This window comes from Dietzia sp. IBK-p2-16D (assembly GCF_057773085.1).
The window spans coordinates 187207-200830 of record NZ_JBYMTL010000006.1 but is presented as its reverse complement, the minus strand read 5'-3'; the positions used below and the strand labels follow the sequence as shown (position 1 = coordinate 200830).

Annotated in this window: 13 protein-coding genes; 9 read left to right on the top strand and 4 right to left on the bottom strand. The window is 70.4% G+C overall.

The features are described from left to right. Positions 1 to 73: 73 nt before the first annotated feature. Genes AC3DE3_RS13810 through AC3DE3_RS13785 form a run of 6 tightly spaced genes read left to right on the top strand, consistent with a single transcriptional unit; the run spans position 74 to position 5124 of the window. Positions 74 to 1255, top strand: coding sequence for a zinc-dependent alcohol dehydrogenase (locus AC3DE3_RS13810; RefSeq protein ID WP_488370369.1), 1182 nt, complete (start codon positions 74 to 76; stop codon positions 1253 to 1255). Continuing rightward, the gene (locus AC3DE3_RS13805) at positions 1252 to 2046 is read left to right on the top strand and encodes a histidine phosphatase family protein (RefSeq protein ID WP_488370368.1); all 795 of its coding nucleotides are present in this window, start codon (positions 1252 to 1254) and stop codon (positions 2044 to 2046) included. The genes AC3DE3_RS13810 and AC3DE3_RS13805 overlap by 4 nt, the downstream gene beginning before the upstream one ends. Then, entirely contained in the window at positions 2043 to 2924 is an 882-nt protein-coding gene (locus AC3DE3_RS13800) for an NAD(P)H-hydrate dehydratase (RefSeq protein WP_488370367.1), read from the top strand. Before AC3DE3_RS13805 ends, AC3DE3_RS13800 begins: the two co-directional genes overlap by 4 nt. 29 nt (positions 2925 to 2953) lie before the next feature. Beyond that, complete coding sequence (locus tag AC3DE3_RS13795) at positions 2954 to 3517, top strand: transporter substrate-binding domain-containing protein (protein ID WP_488370366.1); 564 nt, start codon at positions 2954 to 2956, stop codon at positions 3515 to 3517. Then, positions 3514 to 4518 carry a cation diffusion facilitator family transporter gene (locus tag AC3DE3_RS13790; protein WP_488370365.1) on the top strand — a complete coding sequence of 335 codons (1005 nt, stop codon included), beginning with the start codon at positions 3514 to 3516 and terminating at the stop codon, positions 4516 to 4518. Before AC3DE3_RS13795 ends, AC3DE3_RS13790 begins: the two co-directional genes overlap by 4 nt. Positions 4519 to 4557: 39 nt before the next feature. Next, positions 4558 to 5124, top strand: coding sequence for a hypothetical protein (locus AC3DE3_RS13785; RefSeq protein WP_488370364.1), 567 nt, complete (start codon positions 4558 to 4560; stop codon positions 5122 to 5124). Positions 5125 to 5160: 36 nt separating this feature from the next. Here the strand turns inward: AC3DE3_RS13785 and AC3DE3_RS13780 are convergent, their stop codons facing one another. The 3 genes from AC3DE3_RS13780 to nadA form a co-directional block, all read right to left on the bottom strand. Then, a complete protein-coding gene (locus AC3DE3_RS13780) occupies positions 5161 to 5685 on the bottom strand; it encodes a hypothetical protein (RefSeq protein ID WP_488370363.1) in 525 nt (174 codons plus the stop codon). A 64-nt stretch (positions 5686 to 5749) separates the two neighbouring features. After that, positions 5750 to 6655 carry a carboxylating nicotinate-nucleotide diphosphorylase gene (gene nadC / locus AC3DE3_RS13775; protein ID WP_488370362.1) on the bottom strand — a complete coding sequence of 302 codons (906 nt, stop codon included), beginning with the start codon at positions 6653 to 6655 and terminating at the stop codon, positions 5750 to 5752. Then, positions 6652 to 7746 carry a quinolinate synthase NadA gene (nadA, locus tag AC3DE3_RS13770; RefSeq protein ID WP_488370361.1) on the bottom strand — a complete coding sequence of 365 codons (1095 nt, stop codon included), beginning with the start codon at positions 7744 to 7746 and terminating at the stop codon, positions 6652 to 6654. Before nadA ends, nadC begins: the two co-directional genes overlap by 4 nt. Before the next feature lie 75 nt (positions 7747 to 7821). Between nadA and AC3DE3_RS13765 the strand changes: the two genes are divergently transcribed. Beyond that, a complete protein-coding gene (locus tag AC3DE3_RS13765) occupies positions 7822 to 8526 on the top strand; it encodes an NUDIX hydrolase (protein WP_488370360.1) in 705 nt (234 codons plus the stop codon). Here AC3DE3_RS13765 and AC3DE3_RS13760 read toward each other — a convergent pair. Next, positions 8495 to 9121: a hypothetical protein gene (locus AC3DE3_RS13760; protein ID WP_488370359.1), complete on the bottom strand. Its 627-nt coding sequence runs from the start codon at positions 9119 to 9121 to the stop codon at positions 8495 to 8497. The two genes, AC3DE3_RS13765 and AC3DE3_RS13760, sit on opposite strands and share 32 nt — an antisense overlap. A 141-nt stretch (positions 9122 to 9262) precedes the next feature. On the opposite strand from AC3DE3_RS13760, the gene AC3DE3_RS13755 reads away from it, so the two are divergent. Together AC3DE3_RS13755 and glgX are read left to right on the top strand one after the other, a co-directional pair. After that, positions 9263 to 11422, top strand: coding sequence for an acyltransferase family protein (locus AC3DE3_RS13755; RefSeq protein ID WP_488370358.1), 2160 nt, complete (start codon positions 9263 to 9265; stop codon positions 11420 to 11422). Positions 11423 to 11479: 57 nt separating this feature from the next. Next, positions 11480 to 13624, top strand: a complete 2145-nt coding sequence (glgX, locus tag AC3DE3_RS13750) for a glycogen debranching protein GlgX (protein WP_488370357.1) — start codon at positions 11480 to 11482, stop codon at positions 13622 to 13624.

The window sequence follows — 13624 nt, the reverse complement described above, 5'->3', positions numbered from 1 at the left end:
GGAGGCCGCCCTGCGTTATTACGGTCGGAGGCATGCGTGAACGCGCATGGCACGACCAGAGAGGAGCCCGCTCATGAAGGCAGTCACCTGGCACGGCAAGCGCGACGTCCGCGTCGAGGACGTCCCTGATCCACAGATCCAGGAGCCCACCGACGCGATCGTCAAGATCACCAGCACCAACATCTGCGGATCGGATCTACACCTGTACGAGGTGCTGGGTCCCTTCATGAACGAGGGCGACATCCTCGGACACGAGCCCATGGGAATCGTGGAGGAGGTCGGCGCGGAGGTGACCGGGCTCAAGCCCGGCGACCGCGTGGTGATGCCCTTCCAGATCTCCTGCGGCCACTGCTTCATGTGCGACAAGGGCCTGAACACCCAGTGCGAGACCACCCAGGTGCGTGACCAGGGCATGGGGGCGGCGTTGTTCGGCTACTCCGAGCTGTACGGCAGTGTCTCGGGCGGTCAGGCCGAATACCTGCGGGTCCCCCAGGCGCAGAACACCCACATCAAGGTGCCGCACGAGCATTCGGATGACCGATACCTTTACCTCTCCGACGTCCTGCCCACCGCCTGGCAGGCCGTGGAGTACGCGGAGATCCCCGACGGTGGCACGGTCGTCGTGTTGGGCCTCGGGCCGATCGGCGACATGGCCGCACGCATCGCCGCGCACCGTGGACACCGCGTGATCGGCGTGGACCCCGTAGCCGAGCGCCGGGCCCGCCAGGCCCACCGCGGGGTGGAGGTGATCGATCCAACTGACGTTCCCGGCGAGATCGGCGACGTCATCCGCGACATGACGGACGGCCGCGGGCCCGAATCGGTGATCGACGCGGTCGGCATGGAAGCCCACGGTTCTCCCGTGGCGAGCGCTGCGCATGCCGCGGTCGGTCTGATGCCCAAGTTCTTCGGCAAGAAGATGATGGAGCACGCCGGGGTCGACCGACTCGGGGCGTTCTACTCGGCGATAGACATCGTGCGCCGCGGCGGGGCAATCTCGCTCTCGGGTGTGTACGGAGGCACCGCCGATCCGCTGCCCATGCTCACGTTGTTCGACAAGCAGATCACCCTGAAGATGGGCCAGGCCAACGTCAAGCGCTGGGTTCCGGAGATCATGCCGCTGCTCACCGACGACGATCCGTTGGGCGTCGACGACTTCGCCACCCACCGGCTCCCGCTGGCCGACGCACCCCGCGCATACGAGATGTTCCAGAAGAAGGAGGACGGCGCCGTGAAGGTGGTCCTCGAGCCGTGACCGAACTCGCGGGACTCCTGCTTGTCCGCCACGGCCAGAGTGTCGGCAACGTCGCCAACGACAATGCCCGCGCCGCCGGTGCCCACCAACTCGACCTGGACCACCGCGACGCCGACACGCCGTTGTCGGACGCCGGGGTGCGCCAGTCCCGGGCGGTGGGTGCCTGGCTCGGGGACCTGCCCACCGAGGCCCGCCCGACCGTGTGGCTGACCTCGCCGTACCGCCGGGCGGCGGACACGGCCTCGGCGGCACTCGAGGTGGTCGGTGGTCATGCGCGCGGAGCTGGGTCCGGCGGTGCCGCGCTGCTCACCGACGAACGGCTGCGTGAGCGTGATCTGGGGATTCTCGACGGATTCACCGGCCGTGGGATCCGGGAGCGGTATCCGGAGGAAGCCGAGCGGCGGGACCGTATCGGCAAGTTCTACTACCGTCCTCCCGGTGGCGAGAGCTGGACCGATGTGCTCCTGCGGGTGCGCTATCTACTGACGGATCTGCGTCAGCAGTACGCCGGCGAGCGGGTCGCGGTCTTCAGCCACCAGGCGGTCATCATGTGTTTCCGCGTGGCACTGGAGCAGATGGCCGAGGAGGAGGTCCTCCGGATCGACCGGGAGGACCCCCTGCCCAATTGTTCGGTGACGACGTACCGGGTGGGCACGGGTACAGGCCCGCGCGCCGACGCCCGGACCGAGCGACTCGAACTCGAACGCTACGCGGACACGACGGCCGTAGAGCGAGCTGACGAACCGATGACCCGGGAGATCCCGGCTGGGACGGAGGAGGCGGTGCGGTGAGCAGCAGCGAGTCGGTCCTCACGCCGCACCTGCTCCGCGGGTGGGCTCTCCCCTCCCCCGACGGCGGGAAGGAGGGTCGAGGGCGGGTCCTGGTCGTCGGTGGCAGCCGGTCCACCCCGGGCGCGGTGCTGCTGGCCGCGGAGGCGGCGCTGCGGTGCGGGGCCGGCAAACTGCAGATCGCCACGGCCGGGTCGGTGGCGCCGACCCTCGCGATCCATATCCCGGAATCGAAGACCGTCGGTCTTCCCGAGGACGACGCCGGCGAACTCACCGCCGCGGGGGCCGACACGATCGTCGAACTCGCTCAGGGGTGTGACGCAGTGGTGTTGGGCCCGGGCATCTGCGACAAGGTCGCCGCGGTGGAGCTGCTCTCCGATGTCGTGCCCCGGCTGGACACCACGCTCGTGCTGGACGCGCTGGGGATGGCCTACGTCACGGAGAATCCCGACGGGCTCGCGCACCTCGAGGGGCGCGCGGTCCTCAGCCCTAATCCCAGGGAGCTCGCCCGCACCCTCGACGTGCCCGAGGACGAGGTGGAGTCCGACACCCCGGGACACGCCACCGAGCTCGCCGGGCGAGCCGGGGCCGTGGTGGTGACCGGCACCGCGACCTCGTGGATCGCCGCGCCGGACGGCCGGTTATGGCGGGACGAATCCGGCTCGTTCGGTCTCGGCGTCTCGGGGTCGGGTGACGTCAAGGCCGGGCTCATCGGCGGGTTGCTCGCCCGTGGGGCCGAACCCGCCCAGGCCGCCGCGTGGGCGACCTTCGTTCACGGTCGGGCCGGGGAGCGGTTGTCCGCCCGGGTCGGTGTGACCGGATTCCTCGCGCGCGAACTGCTGCCCGAGATCCCCGGTGCGCTGGTGGAACTCTCGTCCTGAACGGGTCGACGCGGAAGGTGGGGAATCGCATGCACGTCCGTCGAAATCCAGTCGAGCGTGGTCGTACCCGCGGCCCGCTGGAGACGACCGGCCGAGGCGTCGTCTCCGTCGCTCACTCCGTCGTTCTCACCGTCGTCGTCGCGGTCCTCGTCGCGGTCCTCGGGGCCGCCTGCGGCGGACCACTCCCCAAGGACACCGACGGCAGTCTCGGGCGCATCACCGACGGCGTGCTGAGGGTGGGCGTGTCGGAGAACCCGCCGTGGACCGAGGTGTACGACGACGGCCGGGTCGCCGGGCGGGAGGTCGACCTGGTCACCGGATTCGCCGAGTCATACGCCGCGGACGTCGAGTGGACGCCCGGCGCGGAGAGTGAACTCGTGATGGCGATGGTCCGCGGGGACCTCGACGTGGTCGTGGGCGGACTGACCTCCGACTCCCCGTGGGAGAAGGAGATCGCGTTGACGAGGCCGTACACCGACGAGGTCACCCCCGACGGGGACACCGAGAAGATGGTGATGGCCACTCCGCTCGGGGAGAACGCGCTGTTGGTGGCGCTGGAGACCTACCTCGCCGAATCCGAGGGCGCATCATGAGTGCCGAGAGGGACGACGACCGACGGAGCCGCGGCGCGTCGGGGCTCGGGCGCGACGACTTGCCCGACGATCAACGATCCGCGCTGCGTCGCGCGGTCCGCCTGGAGTGGGCGACCCTCGCGGTACTGGTCGTCACCGTCGCAGCGGTGTACGCCGTGTCCGGCCAGTCGCAGGCGATGAAGGCCGCCTGGATCGAGGACTCGCTGTCCCTCCTGCCGCCGATCGCGTTCCTCGTGGCGGTGCGGATCGCGCGCACTCCGCCGTCGGCTCGTTTCCCCTACGGCCGGCATCGCGCCGTCGGGATCGGGCATCTCGTCGCCGCGGTGGCTCTACTGACTATGGGGGCGTTCCTCGTCTTTGACTCCGTGACGGGTCTGGTGACGGGCGAGCGGCCGCCGCTGGGGGTCGTGGAGATCGGCGGGTGGGTGGTCTGGTCCGGGTGGCTGATGATCGTGGTGATGGGGTTGTCCGTCATCGGGCCGTTCTTCCTCGGCCGGATGAAGGCCGCACCCGCCGAGACGCTGCACGACAAGGTCCTCTACGCCGATGCGGACATGAACCGCGCGGACTGGAAGACCGGCCTGGCCACCATCGTCGGCGTCCTCGGGATCGCGGTGGGCCTGTGGTGGGCGGATGCGGTGGCGGCGTTGGTCGTGAGCGTGTCGATCGTGCGGGACGGGTGGTCGAACCTGCGCGGTGCGATCGAGGGCCTGGCCGACGCGCGTCCCACCCGGTTCGACGGCACCGACCCGCATCCACTCGTGTACCGGATCGACGACCTCCTGGCGGGTGTCGACTGGGCAGACGACCACGGCGCGCGGGTTCGCGACCAGGGGCACGTCTTCCATGTGGAGGCCTTCCTGGTCCCGTCGCCCGGCCGGGAGATCACCGTCGAGCGGCTCGCGGACGTCCGGCGTCGGCTGGCCGAGCTGAGCTGGAAGATCGAAGACGTGGTGGTGACGGTGGTGCCGCAGGTGCACGACGCCCACCGCCCCTGCTGACCGGCTGCACGCCGCCGCCCGGACTGGCAGGCTCGGGGTATGACCTCACTCGAGACCATCCGAACCGCCATCGACGCCGCGACCGAACCCGAACAGCCCGCACTGGAACGAGCCCGCATGATCGTGGTCGACAAGCTCGGCGAGCGGGACAGCCTGGCACTCGACGAACTGATCGAGTCGGTGTGCGAGGCCTACGAGGCACCGTCGGGCGAGCCGCTCCGGCTGGCCGACGTGGACCCGTCCGCCCCCGAGACGGACACCCCGGCCCTGCGCAACCTGCGTTACGCCCGCGCCGCGCGCACGGCGATCATCGACCTGCTCGACGAGGGGACGATCGTGGCCGTCGATCCGCTACCCGGCGACGGTGAGATGGTCCGCGCGACCGGCGAGGGCGACCCTGCCGGAGGCGGTTCGGGTGATGGCGCTGTGGGCGATGGCGCTGCGGGGGATAGCGCTGTGGGCGAGACCGGTGGGAGCGACGACGACGAGGTCACCGCTGCCAAGGAGACCACCGACGCGGCGGCCGCCGAGGCCGGAGCCGACGAGATCGTCCTCGCCACGGGCCCGCGGCCCGAGGGGCGGCGATTCGCCCTCGGGGACCGCTGACACGCGGCCGGCGGGGCCGGGGCACGGCAGGGCCGGTTACAGGGCGACCGTCTCGTCCGGGTGGTCGGTCTCCTTGAGCGGCTTCTGGGCCCCGCCGGACAGGGTGGTCTCGCCGAGACGGGCGTCCCGGTAGCGCTCCGCCTGGGCCTGGGTGATGGGCTCGCGGGCACCGTCCTTGGCGTAACTGACGGGCAGCCAGGCGCCCTCGTTGTCCAACCTGGCGACGATGCGCTGCCGGAGCCGGAACGGCTGGATCGTGTCGGACCAGGCCACCAGCAGGTCGAGGTCGGCGCCACGGGCGTCGGGCGTGGAATCGGTACTGCAGAAGTGCTGCACACTGCGCCACACCGCGAACTGCGCTCCGGTCACCGCGAGCGGGTCGACGGTCGGGGCCTTGGCGGTGCGGGCGGAGCGCGTCGGCCTGGTGCTCCTGGCGGGTGCGGGCAGAGGGGGCGGCGAGGTGTTCTCCCCCGCCTCGACGCGGCGGCGCGCCTCCTCCATCCGCTGCAATCGTCGTTCCGCTGCCGTGCTCTTCTCGCCTGAGTCCCAGAACCCCGTCATGGTCCTCGACTTTACGCGGACCGCGGCCGGTGGCCCGAGCCCGAAGGCCACGGTGGGGCGGACCTCACATATCCAGTCCCAGATCGAGCACCGCGACGGAGTGGGTCAGGCCCCCGACCGCCAGATAATCGACCCCGCAGCGGGCGTAATCGGCCGCCGCGTCGAGCGTCAACCCACCGCTGGACTCCAGGCGGGTGGCCGGTGAGACCTTGTCGCGGCGCTGGACCGCGATCTGGGTCTGCCAGACGGGGAAGTTGTCGAGCAGGACGAGGTCCACGCCGGCTCCCAGCATCTCGTCCAGTTGCTCGAGCGAGTCCACCTCGACCTCGCACGGCAGATCCGGGAAGCGCTCCCGCACCGCGGCCAACGCCGGGAGCACCCCGCCAGCGGCCACCACGTGGTTGTCCTTGACCAACACCGCGTCGCCCAGGCCCAGTCGATGGTTGACCCCGCCACCGCAGCGGACCGCGTACTTCTGCAGCAACCGCATCCCGGGCATGGTCTTGCGGGTGTCGCGAACGGCGCAGCCCGTCCCGGCGAGCTCGTCGGCCCACGCGCGGGTCGCGGTGGCCACGCCGGACAGGTGGCACACGAGGTTGAGCAGGGTCCGCTCGGCGGTGAGCAACCCGAGCGTCGGAGCGCTGATCTCGGCGACCACGTCGCCGGCCGAGACGCGGTCCCCGTCGTGGGCGTGCAGAACCACCGAGAAGTCCGCCCGCCCCGGCTCGGCCCGGCCGAACACCTCGGCCAGGACCATCTCCACCAGCGGCAGTCCGGCCACGACCCCGTCGGAGCGGGTCGCGAGGCGGGCCGTGGCGCGGGCGTCTGCGGGCACCGTCGCCAGCGAGGTGGCATCCGGGCCGTATCGCAGGTCCTCCTCGAGGGCACGCCGTACCGCGATCAGGGCGTCGGCACGGGTGTCGGGGTCGAAGACCTCGTCGTCGTCGTCCCCGGGTGCAGCGCCGCTCACTCCCCCGACCCCGGATTGCCGATCGCGATCATCCGCTCGACGGACCCGCGCGCGGCCTCGGCGGTGACCGGGTCGACGTGCACCTCGTCGGCCCCCTCGACGAGGGCGCGCAGCAGCGCGGCCGGGGTGATCATCTTCATGTAGGGGCAGCTGGCCTGGTCGTTGACCGGCAGAAAGTCGATCTCCGGGGCGGCCTTGCGCAGCTGGTGGATCATCCCGACCTCGGTGGCCACGAGGACCTCGCGGGCACCCGAGGCGCGGGCGGCGTCGACCATCCCGCCGGTGGACAGGATCTTGACCTGGTCGGCCGGGACCGCGCCCTCGGTGGCCAGGTGCAGGGCACTCGTGGCGCAACCGCACTCGGGGTGGACGAACAGCTCGGCGCCCGGGTGCGCCTGCGACTTGGCGGTGAGCTGGTCACCGTTGATCGCGGCGTGGACGTGACACTCGCCCGCCCACACCAGGACGTTCTCGCGGCCCGTCTTGCGCCGGACGTGCGCGCCGAGGAACTGATCGGGCAGGAACAGCACCTCGCGGTCCGGGTCGATCGACTCGACCACCTCGACCGCGTTGGAGCTCGTGCAGCAGATGTCGGTGAGGGCCTTCACCGCGGCGGTCGTGTTGACGTACGAGACCACCACCGCGTCCGGGTGCTCGGACTTCCACTCCGCCAGCTGCTCGGCGGTGATGGAATCGGCCAGCGAGCAGCCCGCGGCCTCGTCGGGGATGAGGACCGTCTTGTCCGGGGACAGGATCTTCGCGGTCTCCGCCATGAAGTGGACGCCGCAGAAGATGATGGTCGACTGCTCTGCCTCCGCCGCGATGCGCGACAGGGCGAGGGAGTCGCCGACATGGTGGGCGATGTCCTGGATCGCGGGGACCTCGTAGTTGTGCGCGAGGATCACCGCGTCGCGCTCGGCGGCGAGTCGGCGGATCTCGGACGCCCACTGCGCGTCGGGCTCGACGCCCGTGTAGACCGCGCCGTCGTGACGGATCTTGGCCGCGAGCGGCGAATCGAGCCGTCCGGCGACGGTGTCCGGCCTCGGTGCGACCGTCGTGCTCGCGGTGTTCAGTCCTGTGGCAGTGCTCATCGCTGCCCCCTCCCGGGTGAATCGGTGCGGACCGGCAAACCACCGGCCGGCCGTTTTCGACTTACAATCGAAAACATGATGCAGTGTAACACCGGTCACGAGGTCCTCGTCGTGGTGACCCAGGTGCGGCCGGTCCCCGGGGCCGCCGCTCCCGCGCTCCACGTCCTGCTGTGGCGACACTCCCTCGGGCCGGCCGCCGGCAGGTGGGCTCTACCCGGTGGCGAGGTCCGCGACGACGAGGACCTCCCCGCCTCCGCCACCAGGCAACTCGCCGAGAAGGTCGACGTCCGATCACTGAGTCACCTGGAGTCCGTCGCCGAGTTCTCCGACCCCGCCCGCGTCCCCGGCCGGCGCGTGTTCGCCTCCGGCTTCCTCGGAGTCCTGCCCAGTGACGCGGACCCGGCGATCCCCGCCGACACGGCATGGTTCCGGGTCGACCAGCTGCCGGACACCGTCTACGACCACGCCGAGATCGTGGCCCGCGCACGAGCCCGACTGGCGGCCAAGCTCTCCTACTCCACCCTGGGGTTCGCCCTGGCGCCCGAGGAGTTCACGCTGTCATTCCTCGCGCAGCTCTACGGCGCCGCCCTCGGCCACCCGGTGGACCCGACCAACCTGCAGCGCGTCCTCACCCGCCGCGGCGAGCTCGTGCGGTGCGGGCGCAGCGCTCCGCCGGGACCGTCGGGGGGTCGGCCGGCGGCGCTGTACGCGTTCGCCGAACGACGGCTACGGATCACCGACCAGTTCGCTACGCTGCGCCCGCCGACGACGGCCGGGTGACGGACGGGTCACGCAGATCCCCCGAGGGACTGAGGTACGCCAGGACCGCCACGGTGAACGCCGCGATCATGCCCCCGAGGACAACCCAGTCGAAGCCGGGAGGGAACCAGTCCCACGCGGGGCCGGAGGTCCCGAAGACCATGCGGTCGAAGAACAGATCGCCGGCGGCCGGCGCCTGCCGGACGAGCTCGCCGTAGGGGGCATCGACCGGGGGCGCGGCCAGCACATCGGCCAGCGGGGTGGCGGCCGCGGCGGCGAGCGCGCAGATCACGCCCGGCAGCACCGCGAGCGCGGGAACGCCCGCCGGCCGCCGGAGATGAGGATGTCGCCGCCACAGAACCATTACCGCGCAGACGGTCGCGAACCCCAGCAGGACGACCAGGACGAGCAGCTGACTGCCGCCGTCCGCCCCCGAATCCGGTAGCCGCAGCCCCCGGCCGCCGCCCACCGACAACAGTTCCGCGCGGGGCGCCGCGACGATCCACAACAGCACCGCGGCGAGGAACGGGCCCACCACGCCGAGCAGGGTCGACGCCGCGTGCGCGACCGTACCGCCCGGGCGCGCGGGAGGGGTCGACGACGACGGGCTGGTCATGCGCACGGACTGTACCAACGCCGGTGGTGCCGACCCGTTGTGGTGTAATCGGACCCGGCTCCGCCGGCTTCCGGCACGGTGCCCGGACGCCGGGCCGGGCCCCACCGACCAACCGGACGACACGTCAGGAAGTACCCGCCAGTGGCCACCACCTCTGCTCCCGCGCCTGCCGGTCGGCGCCGCGGGACGATGGCCTACCGGCACGACATCGATGGCCTGCGCGGCCTCGCGATCGCGCTCGTGGTGGTCTTCCACATCTGGATGGGCCGGGTCTCCGGCGGCGTGGACGTCTTCCTCACCCTGTCCGGCTTCTTCTTCCTCGGGTCGCTCCTGCGCGGCGCCGGAGACCCGGGCTCCCCGCTCTCCCCCCTGCCGCACCTCAAGCGACTGGTTCGCAGGCTCTACCCCGCCCTGGTCGTGACGATCGCCGCCACCGTCCTGGGCACCGTGCTCATCAAGCCGCCGACCCAGTGGTCGGCCATCTTCGAGCAGACCGTCGCCTCGCTGCTCTACTACCAGAACTGGGAATTGGCGTTCACGGCGTCGGACTACGCCGCCGCCGACGCCACCATCTCGCCGCTGCAGCACCTGTGGTCGATGTCCGTCCAGGGGCAGTTCTACCTCGTGGCCCTCGCGGTGATCCTGGGCGGGACCGCCCTCTGGCGCCTGGTGATCCGACGCGGAACACCGAAATGGCTGCTCGTGGGGGTCGTCGCCGCGGGGACCGCGGCCTCGGCATGGTGGGCGGTCCTCGGGCAGGCCACCAACCAGGCGTGGAACTACTACGACACCGGCGCCCGCATGTGGGAGCTCCTCGTCGGTGGCCTGGTGGCCATCGTGCTCGCCGGGATCGTCCTGCCCTGGCCGCTGCGCCTGCTCACCACTGCCGCCGGCCTGTTCCTCGTGGTGAGCACCGGCTTCCTCTTCGACGGCGCCGGGTACTTCCCCGGCCCCCTCGCCTGGTACCCCATCGGCGGCGCCCTGCTCATCATCCTCGGCGGCAACCTGCCGCCCGGTCAGCGCGCCACCCCGTGGAAGGACCCGATCACCTGGCTCCTGTCCGCGCGGGTGTTCCGGCGCCTGGGGGACATCTCCTACTCGCTGTACCTGTGGCACTGGCCGCTGCTCATCCTGTGGTTGTCCCACGACCGCGAGGCCGAGATCACCGTGGTCTCCGGACTCGTGATCATCGCCATCTCGATCGTGCTGGCACTCATCACCGAGAAGTACGTCGAACGCCCGGTGCGGATGCCCAGCCGGGCACGCGGACGCACCACCCCGGCGGCTGCGGCACGCGACCGGAAACGGGGCGGTCCGGCCCGTTCGGCCCGTGAGCAGAGGCTGTTCGTGGGCGCCAGCGTCCTCGTCGTCGTCGCCGCCGTCGCCAGTCTCGGCACCGTCGGCTGGTGGGGCGCCACCTCCAACTCCCGCTCGGCCGTCCCCTACGTCGACTCCCTCACCGACCCGGACCACCCCGGCGCGCGGGCGTACCTCGAGGACGTCCCCGTGCCCGACGACGTGTCCTACGTCCCCTCCCTCATCCAGGTCGGCAACGACCTCCCCGCCAGCACCCTGGACGGCTGCATCTCCGACTTCGAGTCCACCGAGGTCGAGATGTGCGTGTACGGCGACGTCACCTCCCCCCGCACGATCGCCCTGACCGGCGGGTCCCACGCGGAACACTGGATCAGCGGCCTCGACGAGGTCGGCCGGCACTACGGCTTCCGGGTGGTCACCGTCCTCAAGATGGGCTGCCCGCTCACACTCGACGCCTCGGTCTCCGACGGTGACGAACCGCTGTACGAGAGCTGCGCACAATGGACCCCCGAGGCGCTCGCCGCCCTCGTCGGACTGAACCCGGACTTCGTGTTCACCACCGCCACCCGCCCGGTCGGCGTCGTGGGGCCCGACGTCACCCCCCGCCAGTACGTGGACCTGTGGCGGGCGCTGGGCGAGCAGGGCATCGGCGTGATCGCCATCCGCGACACCCCGTGGCTCAACCGGGGCCGCGGCCCCATCCGCGCCAGCGACTGCCTCGGCGACGGCGGCACCCCGGAGGAGTGCGGTATGCCGCGGGAGCGCTCCATCTCCCCCATCAACCCCGCCGCGATCGCCGCCGCGGGCCTGGACTCGGTTCGCCTGCTCGACCTCAGCGACGGCCTGTGCAACCCGGAGGACTGCCCCGCCGTGGTGGGCAACGTGATCGTCTACCACGACTCCCACCACCTCTCGGGCTCGTGGGTCCGGTCCGCCTCTGGCGAACTCGCCCGTCAGATGGGGCCCGCCACCGGGTGGTGGTGACCCGCCGCTGTCCGCACAACGGCGGCTCGACGCCGCTAGGCACTACCCTTGGTTCTCGTGACCCAAGACGACGAGACGCAGTCCGCCCCGGAGCTCATCCGAGCCTGGCCCGGTACCCCCTACCCGCTGGGGGCCACCTATGACGGCACCGGCACGAACTTCTCGCTGTTCTCCGAGGTAGCCGAGCGGGTGGAGCTCTGCCTGATCGACGACGACGGCAACGAACAGCGCATCGAGCTCACCGAGGTCGACTACCACATCTGGCACTGCTACCTGTTCGGCGTCACGCCGGGGCAGCGGTACGGATTCCGCGTCCACGGACCGTACGAACCCGAGAACGGCCTGCGGTGCGACGCGTCCAAGCTGCTCATGGACCCGTACGGCAAAGCCTTCGACGGCTCCTTCGACGGGGACCCGAGTCTGCACAGCTACGACCTCGAGAACCCGGACGAGCGCAACACCGACGATTCGCTCGGGCACACCATGACCACCGTCGTGATCAACCCCTACTTCGACTGGGGCAACGACCGGGCGCCCGGGCACGAGTACCACAACACGGTGATCTACGAGGCCCACGTCAAGGGCATGACCGCCACGCACCCGGAGATCCCCGCCGAGATGCGCGGCACCTACGCCGGGATGACCCACCCGGCGATCATCGACTACCTCACCGAGTTGGGCGTCACCGCGATCGAGCTCATGCCGGTCCACCAGTTCATGCAGGACCAGCGACTGATCGACATGGGGCTGCGCAACTACTGGGGCTACAACAGCTTCGGGTTCCTGGCGCCGCACAACGAGTACGCGTTCTCCGACCGGCCCGGGGACGCGGTCAGCGAGTTCAAGGCCATGGTGAAGGCCTTCCACGAAGCCGACATCGAGGTGATCCTCGACGTGGTCTACAACCACACCGCCGAGGGCAACCACATGGGCCCGACCATCGGTTTCCGTGGCATCGACAACCAGGCCTACTACCGACTGGTCGAGGGCGACGAGAAGCACTACATGGACTACACGGGTACCGGCAACACCCTCAACGTCCGGCACCCGCACTCGCTGCAGCTCATCATGGACTCCCTTCGGTACTGGATCCTGGAGATGCACGTCGACGGGTTCCGCTTCGACCTGGCCTCCGCGCTGGCCCGGGGCCTGCACGACGTCGACCGACTGTCCTCGTTCTTCGATCTCGTCCAGCAGGACCCGGTCGTCAGCCAGGTCAAGCTCATCGCCGAGCCGTGGGACGTGGGCGAGGGCGGGTACCAGGTGGGCAACTTCCCACCGTTGTGGACCGAGTGGAACGGGCAGTTCCGCGACACCGTGCGCGACTTCTGGCGCGGCGAGCCCGCGACCCTGGGGGAATTCGCGTCGCGCCTCACCGGGTCCTCGGACCTGTACGAGCACACCGGTCGCCGGCCCAACGCCTCGATCAACTTCGTCACCGCCCACGACGGCTTCACGCTCAACGACCTGGTGAGCTACAACGAGAAGCACAACGACGCCAATGGTGAGGACGGCAACGACGGCGAGAGCCACAACCGCTCCTGGAACTGTGGCGTCGAGGGGCCGACCGACGACCCGGAGGTCCTCCGGCTGCGCCACCGTCAACGACGCAACCTGCTCACCACGTTGATCCTCTCGCAGGGCACGCCGATGATCGCCCACGGCGACGAGATCGCCCGCACCCAGGACGGCAACAACAACGTCTACTGCCAGGACAACGAGATCTCCTGGATGGACTGGGATCTCGACGACGAGAAGCAGGATCTCCTGGACTTCACCCGTCGCCTGGTCCAGCTGCGCAAAGACCACCCCGTGTTCCGTCGCCGCCGGTTCTTCGGTTCCCCGCTGCGGGGCGAGGAGGAGCCTCAGGACATCGGGTGGTTCACGCCCGAGGGGTCGGAGATGACCAGCAAGGACTGGGACTCCGGGTTCGGCAAGTCCATGGCCGTGTACCTCAACGGCGAGGGGATCCACGAGCCGGATCCGCGCGGCCAGAGGATCGTCGACGACTCGTTCCTCATGCTGTTCAACGCCCACCACGAGCCCATCGACTTCTCCCTCCTCGGCTCCGACTACGCCGAGAAATGGGAGGTCGTCCTCGACACCGCCGACCACCTGGAGGAGCGCGCCGGAGAGTTGAGCTCGGACGACACCATCAGCGTCGCCGACCGGGGCACCATCGTCCTGCGCAAGGTCAGCTGA